The organism is Parviterribacter multiflagellatus, assembly GCF_056863265.1.
The window spans coordinates 204,473-222,335 of the sequence record NZ_JBXPIZ010000011.1 but is presented as its reverse complement, the minus strand read 5'-3'; the positions used below and the strand labels follow the sequence as shown (position 1 = coordinate 222,335).

The 17,863-nt window shown below is 72.0% G+C and carries 18 protein-coding genes; 9 read left to right on the top strand and 9 right to left on the bottom strand.

All coding sequences use genetic code 11. The features are described from left to right. Positions 1 to 3 precede the first annotated feature (3 nt). On the top strand, positions 4 to 1,248 hold the full coding sequence (locus AC1UE5_RS23220) for a PucR family transcriptional regulator (RefSeq protein WP_482928086.1): 1,245 nt from the start codon (positions 4 to 6) through the stop codon (positions 1,246 to 1,248). On the opposite strand, the gene AC1UE5_RS23215 is transcribed toward AC1UE5_RS23220, so the two are convergent. After that, the gene (locus tag AC1UE5_RS23215; protein ID WP_482928084.1) at positions 1,230 to 1,658 is read right to left on the bottom strand and encodes a DUF2000 domain-containing protein; all 429 of its coding nucleotides are present in this window, start codon (positions 1,656 to 1,658) and stop codon (positions 1,230 to 1,232) included. The genes AC1UE5_RS23220 and AC1UE5_RS23215 overlap by 19 nt on opposite strands. A 67-nt stretch (positions 1,659 to 1,725) precedes the next feature. On the opposite strand from AC1UE5_RS23215, the gene AC1UE5_RS23210 reads away from it, so the two are divergent. The 3 genes from AC1UE5_RS23210 (at position 1,726) to AC1UE5_RS23200 (ending at position 4,428) form a co-directional block, all read left to right on the top strand. Next, complete coding sequence (locus tag AC1UE5_RS23210) at positions 1,726 to 2,190, top strand: Lrp/AsnC family transcriptional regulator (RefSeq protein WP_482928082.1); 465 nt, start codon at positions 1,726 to 1,728, stop codon at positions 2,188 to 2,190. A 130-nt stretch (positions 2,191 to 2,320) separates the two neighbouring features. Then, on the top strand, positions 2,321 to 2,836 hold the full coding sequence (locus tag AC1UE5_RS23205) for a MarR family winged helix-turn-helix transcriptional regulator (protein WP_482928080.1): 516 nt from the start codon (positions 2,321 to 2,323) through the stop codon (positions 2,834 to 2,836). Continuing rightward, positions 2,833 to 4,428 (top strand): MDR family MFS transporter, encoded by a 1,596-nt coding sequence (locus AC1UE5_RS23200; protein WP_482928078.1) that lies wholly within the window; start codon positions 2,833 to 2,835, stop codon positions 4,426 to 4,428. Before AC1UE5_RS23205 ends, AC1UE5_RS23200 begins: the two co-directional genes overlap by 4 nt. On the opposite strand, the gene AC1UE5_RS23195 is transcribed toward AC1UE5_RS23200, so the two are convergent. Together AC1UE5_RS23195 and purU are read right to left on the bottom strand one after the other, a co-directional pair. Continuing rightward, a complete protein-coding gene (locus AC1UE5_RS23195) occupies positions 4,425 to 5,891 on the bottom strand; it encodes a peroxidase family protein (protein WP_482928076.1) in 1,467 nt (488 codons plus the stop codon). The two genes, AC1UE5_RS23200 and AC1UE5_RS23195, sit on opposite strands and share 4 nt — an antisense overlap. Positions 5,892 to 5,986: 95 nt before the next feature. After that, positions 5,987 to 6,856, bottom strand: coding sequence for a formyltetrahydrofolate deformylase (gene purU / locus AC1UE5_RS23190; protein WP_482928074.1), 870 nt, complete (start codon positions 6,854 to 6,856; stop codon positions 5,987 to 5,989). Between the two features lie 303 nt (positions 6,857 to 7,159). Here purU and AC1UE5_RS23185 point away from each other — a divergent pair, with 303 nt between their 5' ends. Then, positions 7,160 to 7,489, top strand: coding sequence for a hypothetical protein (locus AC1UE5_RS23185; protein ID WP_482928072.1), 330 nt, complete (start codon positions 7,160 to 7,162; stop codon positions 7,487 to 7,489). A gap of 145 nt (positions 7,490 to 7,634) precedes the next feature. Here AC1UE5_RS23185 and AC1UE5_RS23180 read toward each other — a convergent pair whose 3' ends face one another. From AC1UE5_RS23180 to AC1UE5_RS23170, 3 genes are read right to left on the bottom strand one after another with little or no spacing between them, the layout of a single operon-like run. After that, positions 7,635 to 8,282, bottom strand: a complete 648-nt coding sequence (locus AC1UE5_RS23180) for a cytidylate kinase-like family protein (RefSeq protein WP_482928070.1) — start codon at positions 8,280 to 8,282, stop codon at positions 7,635 to 7,637. 50 nt (positions 8,283 to 8,332) lie between these two features. Further along, positions 8,333 to 8,509 carry a hypothetical protein gene (locus AC1UE5_RS23175; RefSeq protein ID WP_482928068.1) on the bottom strand — a complete coding sequence of 59 codons (177 nt, stop codon included), beginning with the start codon at positions 8,507 to 8,509 and terminating at the stop codon, positions 8,333 to 8,335. A gap of 58 nt (positions 8,510 to 8,567) precedes the next feature. After that, the gene (locus AC1UE5_RS23170) at positions 8,568 to 9,248 is read right to left on the bottom strand and encodes an MBL fold metallo-hydrolase (protein ID WP_482928066.1); all 681 of its coding nucleotides are present in this window, start codon (positions 9,246 to 9,248) and stop codon (positions 8,568 to 8,570) included. A gap of 145 nt (positions 9,249 to 9,393) precedes the next feature. Between AC1UE5_RS23170 and AC1UE5_RS23165 the strand changes: the two genes are divergently transcribed. The 4 genes from AC1UE5_RS23165 (at position 9,394) to AC1UE5_RS23150 (ending at position 14,713) form a co-directional block, all read left to right on the top strand. After that, entirely contained in the window at positions 9,394 to 10,566 is a 1,173-nt protein-coding gene (locus AC1UE5_RS23165) for a methyl-accepting chemotaxis protein (protein WP_482928064.1), read from the top strand. 428 nt (positions 10,567 to 10,994) lie between these two features. Continuing rightward, the gene (locus AC1UE5_RS23160; protein ID WP_482928062.1) at positions 10,995 to 13,109 is read left to right on the top strand and encodes an MMPL family transporter; all 2,115 of its coding nucleotides are present in this window, start codon (positions 10,995 to 10,997) and stop codon (positions 13,107 to 13,109) included. Between the two features lie 30 nt (positions 13,110 to 13,139). Continuing rightward, the gene (locus AC1UE5_RS23155) at positions 13,140 to 13,949 is read left to right on the top strand and encodes an ABC transporter ATP-binding protein (RefSeq protein WP_482928060.1); all 810 of its coding nucleotides are present in this window, start codon (positions 13,140 to 13,142) and stop codon (positions 13,947 to 13,949) included. Then, entirely contained in the window at positions 13,946 to 14,713 is a 768-nt protein-coding gene (locus AC1UE5_RS23150; protein ID WP_482928058.1) for an ABC transporter permease, read from the top strand. The genes AC1UE5_RS23155 and AC1UE5_RS23150 overlap by 4 nt, the downstream gene beginning before the upstream one ends. Here AC1UE5_RS23150 and fgd read toward each other — a convergent pair. The 3 genes from fgd to AC1UE5_RS23135 are packed head-to-tail and all read right to left on the bottom strand — an operon-like array spanning position 14,710 to position 17,827. Further along, positions 14,710 to 15,714: a glucose-6-phosphate dehydrogenase (coenzyme-F420) gene (gene fgd, locus AC1UE5_RS23145; protein ID WP_482928056.1), complete on the bottom strand. Its 1,005-nt coding sequence runs from the start codon at positions 15,712 to 15,714 to the stop codon at positions 14,710 to 14,712. The two genes, AC1UE5_RS23150 and fgd, sit on opposite strands and share 4 nt — an antisense overlap. 7 nt (positions 15,715 to 15,721) lie before the next feature. After that, positions 15,722 to 16,168 (bottom strand): cobalamin B12-binding domain-containing protein, encoded by a 447-nt coding sequence (locus tag AC1UE5_RS23140; protein ID WP_482928054.1) that lies wholly within the window; start codon positions 16,166 to 16,168, stop codon positions 15,722 to 15,724. A gap of 6 nt (positions 16,169 to 16,174) precedes the next feature. Continuing rightward, complete coding sequence (locus tag AC1UE5_RS23135) at positions 16,175 to 17,827, bottom strand: acyl-CoA mutase large subunit family protein (RefSeq protein ID WP_482928052.1); 1,653 nt, start codon at positions 17,825 to 17,827, stop codon at positions 16,175 to 16,177. Between the last annotated feature and the right edge of the window lie 36 nt (positions 17,828 to 17,863).

Genomic DNA, 17,863 nt, shown 5'->3' with positions numbered 1-17,863 from the left:
TCGATGGCGGAGCCATGGCGCGAGATCGTCGCCGAACTGGTGAGCAGCCCCACGTGGGTCGACGCGACCACCAAGCGGATCATCGCCCGGATCGAGGTCGAGCAGCCCGAGCTGGTGACGTCCGCGGACCTGCGCGCGTCGACGCGCGACTCGATCGAGGCGAACGTGCGGCTGTTCGGCACCGCGTCGCGCCGCGCGCGCACGCCCGTGGACCTCGACCCACCGCCGGAGACCGTCGAGTGGAGCCGCATCGCGGTGCGCCACAACGTCGGGCTCGCGACGCTCCTGCGCACGTACCGGATCGGCCACGAGGTGGCGTTCGTCCTGTGGGTCGAGGCGCTGCGCGGGCAGCTCACGGACCCCGCGGCGGTCGCGACGGCGCTCGAGGAGGCCTCGAGCTTCATGTTCGGCTTCGTCGACCTGCTGTCCGCGCGGATCGCCGAGCAGTACACCGAGGAGCGCGACCGCTTCGCGCGCTCAGCCGAGGCGGTGCGGATGGAGACGGTCCGCGCCCTGCTGGCCGAGGACGCGACCGTCGACCCGGACCTCGCCTCCTCCCGCCTGCGGTATCCGCTCCACCGCCACCACCTGGCGTTCGTGCTCTGGCACGAAGGCGAGGAGGAGCGCGACTCCGCGCTGCCCGAGCTGGAGCGGATCGCCACCGACGCCGTCGCGCCGCTGGGCCTGGCGCCGATGCTCGTGGCGACGACCGGCCGCGCGGTGCTGTCGGGCTGGCTGGCGTCGGCCGACGAGATCGGCGGCGACGTCGAGCGGCTGGTCGACGCGAGCGCGCTGCCGCCGCGGGTGCGCATCGCGTTCGGGACGCCGCGCCACGGCGTCGAGGGGTTCCGCGCGTCGTACCGGCAGGCGGTCGAGGCGCAGCGCGTGGCGCAGCTGTTCGTGCGCCCGCAGCCGGTGTCGCACTACGGCGCGCTGGCGCTGCGGGCGCTGGCGACGACCGATCTCGCGCACGCGCGCACGTTCGTGCGCGACGAGCTGGGGCCGCTCGCGGCGGGCGACGACGCGACGCAGCGCCTGGCCGCGACGCTCCGCGTGTACCTGGAGGAGCACGCGTCGCCGGCGCGGACGGCGGCCCGGCTCGGCGTCCACCCGAACACGGTGGCCAACCGCGTCCGGGCGGCGGAGGAGCTGCTCGGCCGCCCGGCCGGCGCCCGGGTGGCGGAGACGCTCGTCGCGCTCCAGCTCGTGCCGCTGGTCGCGGGCGACGCTCAGCGCAGCAGCGCGTAGCGCCCGGTGAGCTTGCTCACCGGCTTCTTGTCGCCGTGGACGAGGACGCCGACGTAGTCGAGCTCGGCGGCCGACGCCTGCGCGACCGCGTGCGCGAACTCGGCGTAGTTCGTCGTGCGCTGGCCCGGCGCGGGGAAGCCGATCACGCCGACGTCCGGGGTCTCCCGCGCGCGCTCGCGCAGGGCGTTGAGCTCTGCCCGCGGCGCCTTCAGCACCGGCAGGCCGATCGGGATGAGCCCCGGGTGCGTCGTGCCGTCGGCGTCGACGATGTCGGGGCCGGGGAGGTCGGGGACCTCGGCGCCGAGGGAGAGCGCGAGGACGGCGGCGGCGTTGGCGGCGAGGCCGGGCGGCAGCTCCTCGTCGAGGACGATCACACAGCGGGCGGGGAGGGTCTGAACGGCGGTGGTCACGCGTTCATGGCAGCACACGTCCGGCAGCCAGCGACGAGATCCGCACATCGTGCGACAGAATGAGGCGATGGACGGACTTGATGCGGTGGACCACGCGATCCTGCGGGAGCTGCAGGACGATGCACGGCAGACCAACCGCGAGCTCGCCGCGGCGGTGCACGTGTCGCCCTCGACGTCGAGCGAGCGGGTGCGCGCGCTGCGCGCCGACGGCGTCATCCGCGGCTACCACGCCGACATCGCGTTCGAGGCGCTCGGCCGCCACGTCCAGGCGCTGATCGCGATCACGCTCCGGCCACCCACGCGCGAGACCATCGAGGAGTTCCGCGCGTGGGTCCAGACGCTCCCCGAGCTCGTCGGCGCCTTCGTGGTCTCCGGCTCGTCCGACTACCTCCTCCACGTCGCCGTCCCGGACACCGACGCCCTCTACGCCTTCGTCATCGACCGGCTCACCGGGCGCCCCGAGGTCGCGGACGTCAACACGTCGGTCGTGTACGAGCACCTGCGCCGCCCGGTCCTCGAACCGCTCCCCTGACCCGCCATCGACGCGTTCGACTCGCATATCGAGTCGAAGTCGTCGTTCGGTGCGTGTGACGTGCGTCCACGCAGTGGGCAGAACTGCATAGGCGCGCTATCTTCCTAGTTGCTTGCAGAAAGCAACCACCATGACCCAGACCACCGACACCCCAACGACCGCCGTGGAGGACCTCGTCCGGCAGCTGTACCGGCTCGGGTTCGTCCAGCGGGGGATCGCTCGCGAGGCGCTCGCCGACCTCGGCTCCCAGGGGTTCACGGCCCTGGGCGTGCTCAAGATCCACGGGCCGCAGCGCGTGAGCGACCTCGCCGCGGCGCTCAACGTCGACCTGTCCGTCGCCAGCCGCCAGGCCAGCGCCCTCGTCGGCGCGGGCTTCGCCGGCCGCGAGCCGGATCCCGACGACCGCCGCGCCCACCGCGTCGTCCTCACCGACGCCGGGCACACGATCCTCCGCGACACCCACCGCCGCATGGTCGACGCGTTCGGCCAGGCCCTCGAGACCTGGTCCGCCGCCGACATCCAAGCGCTCGCCTCCGGGCTCGAGCGCCTCCGCGAGGACTTCGCGCGCACGCAGGCCGCCGCCGCGTACGCCACGCCGGGGTCCTCCCCCACCACCCAGCCGCACCAGAAGGAGGCCGCCCGATGAGCGCCGCCACCACCGCCGACCTGCCGCCCGCCGAGCGCGGCGAGCACGGCATGACCCACCGCCAGATCCTCGAGGCCATGTCCGGGCTGCTGCTCGGCATGTTCGTCGCGATCCTCTCCAGCACCATCGTCTCCGCCGCGCTCCCGACGATCATCGGCGACCTCGGCGGGACCCAGTCCTCCTACACGTGGGTCGTCACCAGCACGCTGCTCGCGCTCACGGTCTCCACTCCGATCTGGGGCAAGCTCGCCGACCTCTTCGACCGCAAGCTGCTCGTCCAGACCGGCCTGACCATCTACGTCGTCGGGTCGATCTTCGCCGGCCTGTCGCAGTCGACCGGCCAGCTCATCGGCTGGCGTGTCGTCCAGGGCATCGGCGTCGGCGGCCTGACCGCGCTCGTCCAGGTGATCCTCTCCGACCTCGTCTCCCCGCGTGAGCGCGGCCGCTACACCGGCTACCTGGGCGCGGTCTTCGGCCTCGGCACGGTCGCCGGGCCGCTGATCGGCGGCGTCGTGACCGACAGCATCGGCTGGCGCTGGTGCTTCTACGTCGCCGTCCCGTTCGCCGTCGCCGCCTTCGTCGTCCTGCAGCGCACGCTGAAGCTCCCGCCCAAGCCCAAGCGCCAGGTCTCGATCGACTACGTCGGCGCGACGCTCATCGCCGGCGGTGTCTCCAGCCTCCTGATCTGGGTCTCGCTCGCCGGCCAGCAGTTCGACTGGCTCTCCGGCACCACCGCGCTGCTCATCGGACTCGGCGTCGCGCTGATCGCCCTGGCGGTCTACACCGAGCGCCGCGTCCGCGAGCCGCTCGTCCCGCTCCGCCTGTTCGACAACCGCACGGTCGTCCTCGCGGTGGTCGCGTCGGTCGCCGTCGGCACCGCGATGTTCGGCACGACGGTCTTCCTCAACCAGTACATGCAGATCGCCCGCGGCTACTCGCCGACCGAGTCCGGCCTGCTGTCGATCCCGATGGTGATCGGCCTCTTCGGCGCCTCGACGCTGATCGGCCGCAAGGTCACCGAGACCGGCCGGTACAAGAACTACATGATGCTCGGCGCGGCGCTGCTGACCGCCGGCCTGGCCGCAATGGGGATCATCGACGAGAAGACCAGCCTGCTCGAGATCAGCGTCTTCCTGGTCGTCGTCGGCGCGGGCGTCGGCATGCTGATGCAGAACCTCGTCCTGGTCGTCCAGAACGCGGTCGCCCAGCAGGACATCGGCTCGGGCTCCTCGCTCGTCGCCTTCTTCCGCAGCCTCGGCGGCGCGACCGGCGTCTCGGTGATGGGCGCGCTGCTCGCCACCCACGCGTCGGACTCGATCGCCGCGGGCCTGGCCAAGCTCGGCATCCAGGGCAGCGCCGCGAGCGGCGGCAAGGTGCCGGACGTGAGCACGCTCCCCGGGCCGGTCGCCGAGGTCGTCGAGCACGCCTACGGCACGGGCATCGCGGAGATGTTCCTGATCGCCGCCCCGCTCGGGATCGTCGCGCTGATCGCCGTCGCGCTCCTGCGCGAGGTCCCGCTCGGCACGCGCAGCGGTATCGAGCTCGCGAAGGAGCGCGAGCCCGACACCGCTCCGCAGACGCAGCCGGCCTAGAGGTCCAGCGCGAACCTCACGAGGTCCTTCAGCTCCAGCTTCCCGGGCGCCGAGGCGACGGGGGGCTGGGGCTTCCACGTGCGGTCGACGTTGCCGTACGACTGCTTGTCGTACAGGAGGAGCCCGAGCAGCACCTCGGCCACGATCCGCCCGCCCACCGGCCCGAGGTGGCGGCCCTGCGCGGTCGCCTCGGCCTCGCGCAGGCAGTAGAACCACAGCGGCGTCGGGACCGGCACGTCCTGCAGGTGCTTAGCGGGGTCGAGCGGCGGGACGCCCATCCGCCCCGCGACGTCCTGGCCGGACGGCAGGCCGAGCGCCTGCCCGCGCCGCAGGTTCGCCAGCGCCAGCGAGCCGGCCGGTCCGGGCAGGTCGAACAGCCCCGTCGCGAGCTTGGTGTCGATCAGCCGCGACGGCTGCATGTCGGGGCCGCCCATGTCGAGGAACCGCTCCCACTCGATCGTCCAGCGGCCGGGCAGCGGATGCCCCATGCGCAGGTCCTCGCGCGGGTCCGACGGCTCGCCCGCGACGAAGATCGGCACGCCGGTGACGGTCCCGTTGAGGTCGTACCGGCCGCGCACCATCGAGTGCCCGAAGCGGTAGGCGGCGCCGGAGAACTCGACCGGCATGAACGGCGTGTCGCCGTCGGGCTTGTAGAACGCGAGCTCGATGTCGAACGTGCCGTCGCCGACCCCCTTGAGCACCTGGCTCAGCGTCTTGTCGCCGACGATCCGCGGCAGGAAGTCGTGGACGACGACCCACTGGTAGTGCCACCGCGTCCGCTTCTGCGCCTCGGCGAACACGTCGGTCGTGGGCGGCAGCTCGCCGTCGTTGACCGCGCGCTGCACCTGGTCCACGAACCGGTTGTGCAGCTTGAGGAACGTCAGCTGCAGCTGCGAGACGATCGTGTTCTCGTCGTTGCGCGGGTCGCCGATGATCGCGGTGCCCTGCTCGTTGCGCGGCAGGTCCACCTCGCCGTTGCCGTTGTCCTCGTCGATCAGCAGGTGCTGGTCGTCGGCGTCGTACATGAACGGCTCGTCGCCCGGGCCCGACCCGTACACGCAGTCCAGGTCGAGCCGCGGGGACCGGAAGTTGACGAGCGCGTCCGGGTCGTTGCGCTGCTCCAGGCTGGAGGTGAGGTCGAAGGTGATGTCGTGGTCGATGAACTGGCCGAGGTACGTGTAGGCGGACGGGATCTGGTCGTTGTCGCCCGCGGGCGGCCGGGGGTCGACCTTCATCGAGTCGGCGAGCCGCTCCAGCTCGGCGGCCGGCAGCTCCGGCATCGGGTCCAGGCGGCGGAACATGCGGCCGAACCGGCCCTCGTGGAGCGGCGACTGCGTGACGTACCGCTGACCGCGCGGCGGCGTGCCGTGGCGTCGGCGTCGCGTGCGCACGCCGCGCACGTCGACCTCGGGCTGCGCCGGGGCGCCCGGCTGACCGGTGAGCGCGGTCCCCTGCGGGTTCATGTCGACCTCCCTGATCGAACGATCTCGGCCGACCCTAAACCGGTCAGGCGAGCCCGAACCGGGCGTGGGAGAGTGCCGGTTTCCGGAGCGTCGGGCTAGAAGACCACGGTGGTGTTCTGGTGCACGAGCACGCGGTCCTCGCAGTGCCACTTGACCGCGCGCGCGAAGACCGTCCGCTCGATGTCCGCACCGAGCCGTTCGAGCGCCACCGCGTCGTCCTGGTGGCTGACGCGGATGACGTCCTGCTCGATGATCGGCCCCGCGTCGAGCTCCTCGGTGACGTAGTGCGCGGTGGCACCGACGAGCTTGACGCCGCGCTCCTTCGCCCGCGCGTACGGCCCGGCGCCGGCGAAGGCGGGGAGGAACGAGTGGTGGATGTTGATCACCGGCACGCCGAGCCGGTCGAGGAAGTCGCCGGAGAGGATCTGCATGTAGCGCGCGAGCACGACCAGGTCGACGTCGCCCGCGAGCTCCTGCAGGAGCGTCTCCTCCGCCTCGGCCTTGCCGCCCTTCGGCACCGGCACGTGGACGTAGGGCAGCCCGAACGCCTCGACGTCGCCGCGCAGCTCGGGGTGGTTGGAGGCGACGAGGACGATCTCGGCGTGGATCTCGCCGCGCCGCCACCGCCACAGGAGGTCGAGCAGGCAGTGGTCGTAGCGCGAGACGAGGATCGCGACGCGCCTGGGCCGTGTCGCGTCCGTCATCTGCCAGTCCATCCCGAACGGCGTGCCGACCTCCGCCCCGAACGCCCGCTCCAGCTCCGCGCGGGCGGCCGCGTCGAGCGGCAGCGCGAACTCCATCCGCATGAAGAACGCCCCGCCTTGCGGATCGGTCGTGTGCTGACCCGCGCTGACGATGTTCGCGCCGCGCCCGTGCAGGAAGCGCGAGACCGCCGCGACGATGCCGGGGCGGTCCGCGCACGAGATCAACAGGCGGCTGATCGGCGCTTCGGGCACGCGGGGCATCCTGAACGGGCCGCGGGCGTCCCGCAAGGGCCGGTCGACGGACGGTCACCGCGGCTTCGCGCCGGGTGGTTGCGAGCGCACCGATCGCCCGTTACCCTGCCCGGACCGATGTCGTCGTCCGAGCACACCGCCGCAGCCCTCGCCCTTCCGGGCACGCTGCCGGCTGCTCTCGCGACGCTCGTACTCGTCATTGCCATCTAGCCTGCCGTCGCCGAAGCGCGACCGCAGGCCGATCGGTCCCTCGGGACCGGGTGGCGGCGGCGCCGTACTCGGACGTGAGGGACCAGGAGGAGCCAGGTCCACATGTCCACCGCCACCATCGCCACCGCCCCGCTCACCCCGGTCGAGCTCGTTCCTGCGCTGCCTGCCGGACCGCCGCCAGGCACACGGCGGACGTACGCGCTGGAGCTGCGCGACGCGCCCGAGGCGATCGAGCGCGTCCTGACCGAGCTGCGCCGCCGCCGCTGCCGGGTCACCGACCTGCAGTACATCGCGGCCGACCGGCACCGGCCGACGCAGCTCGTCGTCGGCATCGAGGCGCCGGCGTCCCACGTCCACCTCGTCGAGGCGTGGCTGTCCGGGATCGTCGCCGTCACCGGCGTCGAGCGGCTGCGGACCACGACGGCGGCGTGAGCGTCATGGGCATCGAGATCCCCGCGAGCGCGCTGCGCACGATGACGTGGCCCGAGCTGTGGGCCTGCGAGGAGGACGCGGTCGCGACCGGCGACGAGCGCGCCCGCCGGGCCGCGTGCGACGAGATGCGCCGGCGCCGCCAGCCTCAGCCGGCGGGCGCCGCCGCCGGCTCGGGCGCGACGGCCCGCGGCGAGGAGCGCGCGGCGCGGACGAGGATGTCGACCGCGTCGTCGAGCGGCACGGCGGTGGTGTCCAAGACGAGGTGGTAGAGCGCCGCATCGTGCGGGTCGGCGCGGTGGAAGTGGCGGACGTAGGCGTCGCGTGAGGTGTCGACCTCGCGCAGGCGCCGCTCCGCCGTCGCGCGGTCGACGTCCTCCAGGCGCATCGCCTGCTCGATCCGCCGCCCCGGAGGCCCGGTGAGCCGGACGTGCAGCGCCCGCGGGTGCGCGCGCAGGACGCACGCGCCCGCGCGGCCGAGGATCACCCCGCCGGACGACTCGGCGTGCTCCCGGATCACGGCGTCGGTGGCGTCCGCGAAGGAGCGGTCGCCGACGTCGTGGAGGAAGTCCCCGCCGGCGAACGCCGGCCCGATCGCGGCGAAGCTCAGCAGCAGCCGGTCGAACGCCTTCGGCACGCACTCGTCGCGCTCGACGACCTTGGCGAGCGGGAGCGCCATCCGCTCGGCCACCGCGCTCGGGATCGCGCGATCGAGGAACGGGACGCCGAGCGCCTCGGCCAGCCGCGGGCCGACCACGCTGCCGCCCGCGCCGTACGGCGCGGAGAGCGTGACCACGGGCGCAGCTCCCGGCCCCATGGGGCCGGTGTTCCCGGCGCCTCGCCGGCTCAGTCGCTGGTGGCCGGCGCGGCCGCGGACTCGCGGCTGTCCAGCCACGCGATCCACGCCGGGCGCGTCCGCTCCTCACGGGCGGCCGCGCGTGCGCGCAGCTCCCGCTCGTCGGCGCCCGACCACGGCGACCCGTCGGCGCTGTCGCTCCGGTTCGACAGATGCTGATCGTCCATCCACTCCTTAAATGGCGCGAAGGCGCCACTTTGTGACAGGGAGGGACGGAAGTTGTCGTCAGAGTGACGCGCAGAACGCGCGGAAGCGCTCCGCATCGGTCTCCGGACGGCCGTGCCCGAAGAGGATCGTGCGGGCCCCCAGCTCCCCCAGCCGCTTGGCCGACGCGCGGTTCGCGGCGGGGTCGGGGGTGAAGGTGTCGAGCGGCAGGCGCAGCCCGCGCGGGAAGCCCAGCAGCGGGTGCTGGTTGTTGAGGACGTCGCCGAGGATCAGCACGCCGTCCGACTCACGCCACAGCGCGATGTGGCCGACGGAGTGGCCGGGCGTGTGGAGCACGGTGAAGCCCGCGACCTCGTCGCCCTCGGCCAACCGGCGCTCGACCGGGTGGCCCGGCCCGAGCATCACCTTCGCGAACAGCCGGTTGATGAACGCGTCGGGCTGGCGCTGCACGACGAGGCCCGTGTCCTCCGTCGGCGGCGCGTCCAGCTCGTGCGCCCACACCGGGATGCCCAGCTCGGACGCCACCGCGTGCGTCGCCCCGACGTGGTCGGGGTGCGCGTGCGTGACCACGTGCGCGGCGACCGTCCGGCCGCGCAGCGCGCGGAGGATGACCGGCGCCTCGAGGCGCGTCATCGCGTCGACCAGCACGTCCCCGTCGGGGTGCTCGATCACGTAGGCGTTGATGGCGTAGGGCGGCAGCCCGGTGATGAGCCGGACCCCCTCGGCGACCTGGCGAGACACGCGCCGATCCTATGCAACGGACGTTGCAGACGAGCGCCAACGCGACAACTTCCTGACGCCGAACGCGCCATCGACCGACTGCCGCACCAACCCCGACAAGGAGCGATCTGCGATGCCGTTCACCCCACGGCGCAGGACCTCCGCGGTGTCCGTGTCCCCGGACCCCGCGATCGCCGAGCTCAAGACGCAGCTCACCAGCCTCCACGAGCACTGCCTCGCGGACCTCACCGCCGGCCTGTCCGCGATGGCCCGCGGCGACCTCACCGTCGCGGTCGCGCCCGCGACCCGGCCGCTGACCACGACGTCCGACGACCCGCAGCTGGCCGAGCTGATCGCGCTGTTCAACGCGATGCTGGAGCGGGCGCAGCAGGCGCTGGCCGCGTACGAGGAGGTCCGCACCGGGCTGCGGCAGCGGCTGGGCGACCGCTCCTCGCTCACCGACCTGCAGGCCCGGCTGGCCAGCCTGAGCGAGGTCTGCCTCACCGGACTGGGCGAGGGCCTGGCCGCGATGGCCGAGGGCGACCTGACCGTCGACGCGCAGCCGGTGACCCAGCCGCTCGCGGCGGCGCCGGGCGCGGAGCTCGGCGAGCTGGGCGAGCTGTTCAACGAGATGCTGGCCAAGGCCCAGGGCGGCCTGGCCTCCTACAACGCGACGCGCGAGCGGCTGAGCGACCGCGTCGGCGGGATGGTGGACGAGATCGGGCGGCTGGCCACGCAGGTCGCCGACTCGAGCCAGGCGATGTCGGCCTCCTCGCGGGAGACGGGGACCGCGATCGACGAGATCGCGCGCGCGACGACCGGCGTCGCCGAGGGCGCCGAGCGGCAGGTCGCGCTGATCGAGGCCGCGCAGGCCGTGACCGGCGAGGCGGTCGAGGCGGCCGCCGCGGCCACCGAGGTCGCGCACCAGGGCGTCGCGCTCACCGGGGAGATCGCGACGATCGCCGACCAGACGAACCTGCTGGCGCTGAACGCCGCGATCGAGGCGGCGCGGGCGGGCGAGCAGGGCCGCGGGTTCGCGGTCGTGGCGGACGAGGTCCGCAAGCTCGCCGAGTCCGCCGCGGTGACGGCGGCCGAGGCGCGCCAGGCGTTCGACGGGCTCGCCGCGCGCGTGGAGGAGGTCACCGCGTGCGTGACCCGCATCGCGGACGCGACGGGCGAGGTGGTCGCGGTGGCCACCGAGACGAGCGCCGCGACCGAGCAGGTGTCCGCGTCCGCGCAGCAGTCGAGCGCCGCGACGCAGCAGGTCGTTGCCACGAGCGCCGAGCTGGCGACGACGGCCGGCGAGCTGCAGGACCTCGTCGGCGCGTTCTCCGTCTGACGCGCACGCCCACGCGCACCGCGCGTGGAGAGGCTGCGGTGGCGCCGGGTGCAGATCCCGGCGCCACCGCCGCGCGCGATGGGTCAGGTCGCGCGCCCCGCTCGCGTTTCAGCGCCCGCCCGTTCGCGGTGCGCGTCTCGAAGGAGCCCGAGCGGGACGTTCCCTCCGGACGGCTGCTGTCCCTCAGCCCTCCGTGGAACCCATTCTACACAAAACCACTCGACTTTCACACGATTGACCCGCGATGAGTTCCGGGCGGTGCTTCGGTCTAGACGTGCGGGGGTTCGAACCCCCACACAACCTGCAAACTTGCAGAGACTGCAAGATTGCCGTCCCTGCTGCTACGTTACCGAGCACCCATGTCCAGCTTCCTCGCTTCCCTCGCATCAACCCTCACACGACGCTGGAAGCGAGGCCTGCTGGGCCTCGTGGCCGGCATCTTCATCGTCGGCGCGATCATCGGATCGCAGACCGGCAGCGCCGCCGACGACTTCTCCATCCCGGGCACCGAGTCCCAGAAGGCGCTCGACCTCCTGGAGGACAAGTTCCCGTCCGCCGCCGGCGAGACGAGCCAGGTCGTCTTCAACGTCAAGACCGGCACGCTCAGCGACCCCGCGCGGAAGGCCGCCATCGAGCAGATGCGGGCGAAGATCGAGAAGCTGCCGCACGTCGGCAGCGTCAGCGATCCGCTCGCCACCGACGGCGGGACGCTGTCCGAGGACGGCCGGACCGCCTACGCGACCGTCCAGTACGACGTCCAGGTGATGGACCTCGAGAAGGAGGACGGAGAGAAGCTCGAGGCGCTCGGCAACCCGACGGAGAAGGCCGGCGACGGCCTCACCGTCGAGATGCGCGGCGCGGTCATCGACCTCGCCGCCGAGCAGGAGGCGCCGGTCGGCGAGCTCGTCGGCATCGCCATCGCGATCGTCCTCCTCACCGCGCTGTTCCGCTCGATCGCCGCGATGGCCGTGACGCTCTTCGGCGCGCTCGTCGGCGTGATCATCAGCCAGATGATCCTGGCGGCGGTCGGCAAGCCGCTGGGCATCCCGGAGTTCGCCGCGACGATCGCGGTCATGCTCGGCCTCGGCGCCGGCATCGACTACGCGCTGCTGATCTTCTCCCGCTTCCGCGAGCAGCTCGCCGCGGGCGACGACCCGCCGGCCGCCGCCGGCCGCGCGAACGCCACCGCCGGCGTCTCGGTCGTCGCCGCGGGCGCGATCGTCATGGTCGCCATCGCAGGCCTGCTCGCGGTCGGCATCCCGCTGGTCGGCAAGATGGGCGTCGGTGCCGCGATCGCGATCGCGTTCGTCGTCCTCTCGTCGATCACCGTCCTCCCGATCTTCGCCGGCATGCTCGCCCGGTGGCTGCACCCGAAGGACCCGGCGCACGTCGCGAGGTCCGAGGGCTTCGAGCGCTGGGGCCGCGTGCTGGTCCGGCGCCCGGCGGTCCCCGTCGTCGTCGGCGGCATCCTGCTCCTCCTCCTCGCGGTGCCGACGCTCGACCTGCGCCTCGGCCAGCCGGACGACGGCAACCAGCCGGAGGACAAGACGCAGCGCGTCGCGTACGACCAGCTCTCCGAGGGCTTCGGCCCGGGGTTCAACGGCCCGTTCCTGCTGGCGATCGGCTCGAAGACGGGCGGGCAGCTCGACCAGGCGCAGCTCACCAAGCTCGAGGACGCGCTGAAGGGCACCGACGGCCTCGCGTTCGTCGCGCCGCCGCAGAAGAACGAAGCGGGCGACGCGGCGATCATCAACGCGATCCCGACCACCTCACCGCAGGACGCCAAGACGTCCGACCTGGTGTCGGAGCTGCGTGACGACGTCATCCCGGCGGCGACGCAGGGCACCGACCTCAACGTCTACGTCGGCGGCCAGACCGCGGGCTTCGAGGACTTCTCGGACAAGATCTCCTCGCGCCTGCCGGTGTTCATCGCGATCGTCATCGGCCTCTCGATCCTGCTGCTGATCGCGGTGTTCCGCTCGATCTGGGTGCCGCTCGTCTCGGCGGTCTTCAACCTCCTGTCGATCGGCGCGGCGTACGGCGTCGTGGTCGCGGTCTTCCAGTGGGGCTGGGGCGCGTCGCTCCTGGGCGTCGGCGACGACGTGCCGATCATCTCGTTCGTCCCGCTGATGATGTTCGCGATCCTGTTCGGCCTGAGCATGGACTACAACGTCTTCCTGCTCAGCCGCATCCGCGAGGCGTACTTCGAGGGCGACTCGCCGAAGGAGTCCGTCGTCCACGGCCTCTCGCGGATCGCCAAGGTCGTCCTCGTCGCCGGCCTGATCATGTCGTCGGTGTTCCTGGCCTTCATCAGCGGCGGCGACGTCGTGACGAAGATGTTCGGCCTGGGCCTCGGCGCGGCGATCCTGATCGACGTGCTGATCGTCCGGATGATCGTGTCGCCGGCGCTGATGGCGATCCTCGGCGACCGGGCCTGGTGGATGCCCGCCTGGCTCGACCGGATCATGCCGAACGTCTCGCTCGAGGGCGGCCACGAGGACCGCGCGGAGCGCCTGGACGAGCGGGAACGCGCCGCCGCTTGACCTCAACCTAGGTTGAGGCCTCATGATGTAGTGCATGCACCTGCACACATCACCCCAGCCGCCGGCCCGTTGAGCGGGCCGGCGGCGCTGGAGATCACCGACCTCGTCAAGCGGTACCCGACCGGAACCGAGGCGCTCAAGGGGGTCTCGCTCGACATCCAGCCGGGGGACTTCTTCGGGCTGCTCGGCCCCAACGGGGCCGGCAAGTCCACCCTCATCCACTGCACCACCGGGCTCGCGCAGCCGACGTCCGGGACGATCCGCGTGTTCGGGCACGACGCGATCGAGCACTACGGCGACGCCCGCGCGGCCGTCGGGCTCGCCCCGCAGGACCTCAACCTCGACTGGTTCCTGACGCTCGAGGAGACGCTCGACTACCACGGCGGCTACTTCGGGATGCCCAAGAAGGAGCGGCGCGAGCGGACCAAGGAGCTGCTCGAGACGTTCTCGCTGACGGCCAAGAAGGACGACCGCACGCGCACCCTGTCCGGCGGCATGAAGCGGCGCCTGATCCTCGCCCGCGCGCTGATGCACCGGCCCAAGCTGCTGATCCTCGACGAGCCCACCGCGGGTGTCGACGTCGAGCTGCGGCTGGAGCTGTGGCACTACGTCCAGCGCATCAACGCGGAGGGCACGACGATCCTCCTCACGACGCACTACCTCGAGGAGGCCGAGCAGCTCTGCGAGAAGGTCGCCTTCATCAACGGGGGCGAGATCGTCGCGCAGGGCACCGCCGGCGAGGTCGCCGCCGAGTACGGCGTGTCGTCGCTCGAGGACGCCTACCTGGAGCTCGTCGGCCGCAAGGAGCTGTCGCGCGCGAAGGTCGAGGTCGAGGCGTGAGCGCCGCGCAGATCCGCTTCTTCGCGCTGCTGCGGCGCGAGGTCAACCGCTTCCTGAAGATCAAGCGCCAGACCGTCGGCGCGCCGCTGCTGGAGACGTTCCTCTACATCTCCGTGTTCGGCGCGGCGCTCGGCTCGCGCATCGACGAGCTGCACGGGTTCGACTACGTCGTCTTCGTCGTGCCGGGCCTGATCATGATGGCCTGGGCGATGAACGCGTTCGCCAACAACTCGTCGTCGATCCTCCAGCAGAAGTTCCAGCGCGCGATCGACGACCAGCTGTCGTCGCCCGCGTCGCCGGCGGAGCTGCTGCTCGCGTTCACGTTCGGCGGCTTCCTGCGCGGCGGGCTCGTCGCGCTGCTCACGTTCTCGGCGTCCGCGGCGCTGATCGGCGTCCCGGTCGAGCACCCGCTCGTGCTGATCCCGGCGCTCTTCCTCGTCGGGTTCTTCTTCGCGCAGCTGGGCGTCCTGGTGGGCGTGCGGGCCGAGCAGTTCGACGACGTCTCGTTCGCGCAGACGTTCATCCTGCAGCCGCTGATCTTCCTCGGCGGCGTCTTCTACTCGGCCTCGCTGCTGCCCGAGCCGTTCCAGACGCTGACCCACTTTAACCCGATCTACTACATGATCAACCTGGTCAGGTACGGGTTCCTGGGGTACAGCGAGGCGAACGTCGCGCTCTCGCTGGGGCTGCTGACGCTCGCCGCGGCGGCGCTGCTCGCGCTCAACCTGCGGATGTTCAACCGCGGCTACAAGCTGCGGGCCTAGCCGAGGCGCTGCCGCAGCCGCGGCAGGACGTCCTCCGAGAACTGATCGAGGAACCGGCGCTGGTCGTCCCCCGGAGCGTGGATGACCAGCTCCTCGAACCCGAGCTCCGCGTAGCGGGCGATGCCCTCGACGATCTCGTCGGGGTCGTCGCTCACGATGAACCGGGTGTGCGCCTTGTCGACGTTCGCGTCGGCGAGGCGCTCCATCTCGATCGGGTCCTCGACGCCCTCCTTCTGCTCGGGCGTCAGGGCGAGCGCGGCCCACCAGTGGGTGTTCCGCTCGGCCTGCTCGCGGTCGCGGTCGTAGGAGACCTTGACCTCGATCATCTTGCGGATGCCGTCGTAGTCGCGGCCGGCCTTCTCGGCGCCCTCGCGGACGTTCGCCAGCAGCGTGTCGTACAGCTCGGGAGCCTTGCCGCTCGTGCAGATGAAGCCGTCGCCGACGCGACCGGCGAGCTTGGCCGCGAGCGGGCCGGACGCCGCGACGTACACCGGCACCGGCGTGTCGGGCCGGTCGTAGACCGTCGCGTTCGACGCGGTGTAGTAGTCGCCGCTGAAGTCGACGCGCTCCTCGGTCCAGAGCTTGCGCATGAGCGTGATCGCCTCCGCCATCCGCAGGCGGCGCTCCTTGCGGCCGGGGAACTCCGCGCCGGTCGCGGGCGTCTCGTTCATCGCCTCGCCGGTGCCGACGCCGAGGAAGACGCGGCCGGGCGCGAGCATCGCGACGGTCGCGACGGCCTGGGCGACGATGCTCGGGTGGTAGCGGAGCGTCGGCGTCAGCACGCTCGTGCCGAGCATGACCTTCGACGTGCGCTGGGACGCCGCCGCCAGCCACGGCAGCGCGGCGGGCGAGTGGCCGCCGTGGTGCCGCCACGGCTGGAAGTGGTCGGAGATCCCGACGATCTCCAGCCCGTCCTCTTCCGCGCGCGCGGCGAGGTCGAGCAGCTCCTGCGGCCCGAACTGCTCGGCGCTCGCCTTGTAGCCGATCTTGACGCGGCTCACCGCGGGCTCAGGCCGCGACGGCGCCGCGGATGAAGTCCACGATGTCCTGCGTCGGCGCGCCCGGCGTGAAGACCTCGGCGACGCCGAGCTGCTTCAGCTCGGGGATGTCGTCGGCCGGGATGGTCCCGCCCACGGTGACGAGCACGTCGCCCGCGTCCTGCGCCTGCAGCAGCTCGACGACCTTCGGCACGAGCGTCATGTGCGCGCCGCTGAGGATCGAGAGGCCGACCGCGTCCGCGTCCTCCTGCAGGACGGTCTCGACGATCTGCTCCGGCGTCTGGTGGAGGCCGGTGTAGATGACCTCCATGCCGGCGTCGCGCAGCGCGCGGGCGATGATCTTCGCGCCGCGGTCGTGCCCGTCGAGGCCGGGCTTGGCCACGACGACGCGGATCTTCTTGCCGCGCGCGGTGCTCTCGGCGGCGGCGTTCTGGGCGGTCTCGGAGGTGGTGGGCATCGGGTCCTAGAAGACGGGTCGCTCGGTGTAGGAGCCCCAGACGTCCTGCAGCGCGTGGACGATCTCGCCCTCGGTGGCGTGCGCGCGGGCGCAGTCGACGAGGAGGGGCATGAGGTTGCGGTCGGTCTGCGCAGCATCGCGCAAAGCGGCCAGCGACGTCTCCACCTGGGTCGCGTCGCGGCGCGCGCGGACCGCCTGGACGCGGCCGACCTGCTTGCGCTCGAGCGCCGGGTCGATGCGCAGGATCGGGGTCTGCCCGTCGTCGCCCTCGGTGTGCGCGTTGACGCCGACGATCTTGCGCTTGCCGCTGTCGATCTCGGACTGCAGCTCCCACGAAGCGTCCGCGATCTCGCGCTGCGGGAAGTTCTGCTTGACGGCCTCGACCATGCCGCCGAGCTCATCGATCCGGCGGAAGTAGTCGTACGCGCGCTCCTCCATCTTGTCCGTCAGCGCCTCGACGAAGTAGGAGCCGCCGAGCGGGTCGATGGTGTTCGTCACGCCGGTCTCGTGGGCGATGATCTGCTGCGTGCGCAGCGCGATGCGCACGGCCTCCTCGGTGGGGAGCGCGAGCGCCTCGTCGTACGAGTTGGTGTGCAGCGACTGGGTGCCGCCGAGCACGCCGGCGAGCGCCTCGATCGCGGTGCGCGTGATGTTGTTGAGCGGCTGCTGCGCGGTGAGGCTGACGCCCGCGGTCTGGGTGTGGAACCGCATCAGCATCGACTTCGGGTTCTTCGCGCCGTACGTGTCGCGCAGCTCCCGCGCCCAGATGCGGCGGGCGGCGCGGTACTTGGCGATCTCCTCGAAGAAGTCGATCTGGGCGTTGAAGAAGAAGCTCAGGCGGGGCGCGAAGTCGTCGACCGGGATGCCGCGCGCGATCGCCCGCTCGACGTACGTCAGGCCGTCCTTCAGCGTGAACGCGAGCTCCTGCGCGGCGGTCGAGCCGGCCTCGCGGATGTGGTAGCCGGAGATCGAGACCGGGTGCCAGCGCGGCATCGTCTCGGTGCACCACTCGATCATGTCGTCGAGCAGGCGCATCGCCGGGTCGATCGGGAAGCACCACTCCTTCTGGGCGATGTACTCCTTGAGGATGTCCGCCTGGACGGTGCCGCCGAGCTGGTGCGGCTGGACGCCCTGGGCTTCGGCGGCGACGACGTAGTAGGCCATCATGATCGCCGCGGGGGCGTTGATGGTCATCGAGACCGTGACGTCGCCCAGGTCGATCCCCTGGAAGAGCGTCTGCATGTCGTCGACGGTGTCGACGGCGACTCCCTCGCGCCCCACCTCCCCAAGCGAGCGCGGGGAGTCGCTGTCGTGACCCATGAGGCTCGGCATGTCGAACGCCGTGCTGAGCCCCGTCTGCCCGTGGTCGAGCAAGTACCGGAAGCGCGCGTTGGTCTCCTCCGCCGTCCCGAACCCGGCGAACTGCCGCACCGTCCACAGCCGCCCGCGGTACATGCTCGGGTACACGCCGCGGGTGAACGGGAACTCGCCCGGGACGCCGATCGCCTCGTCGGGATCGCTCGGCAGATCCTCGGCCGTGTAGAGCGGCGCGATCGCCTCGCCGGACAGCGTGGTGAAGAGCGCGTCGCGCTCGGGCGTGGCGTTGTACCGCTCGCGCCACTGCTCGAGGTCGGCGGCGAGGGTCGTCAGCGGGGTCACGGCAGGGTCAGCTCCCCAGAAGCGCGGTGGTCAGAT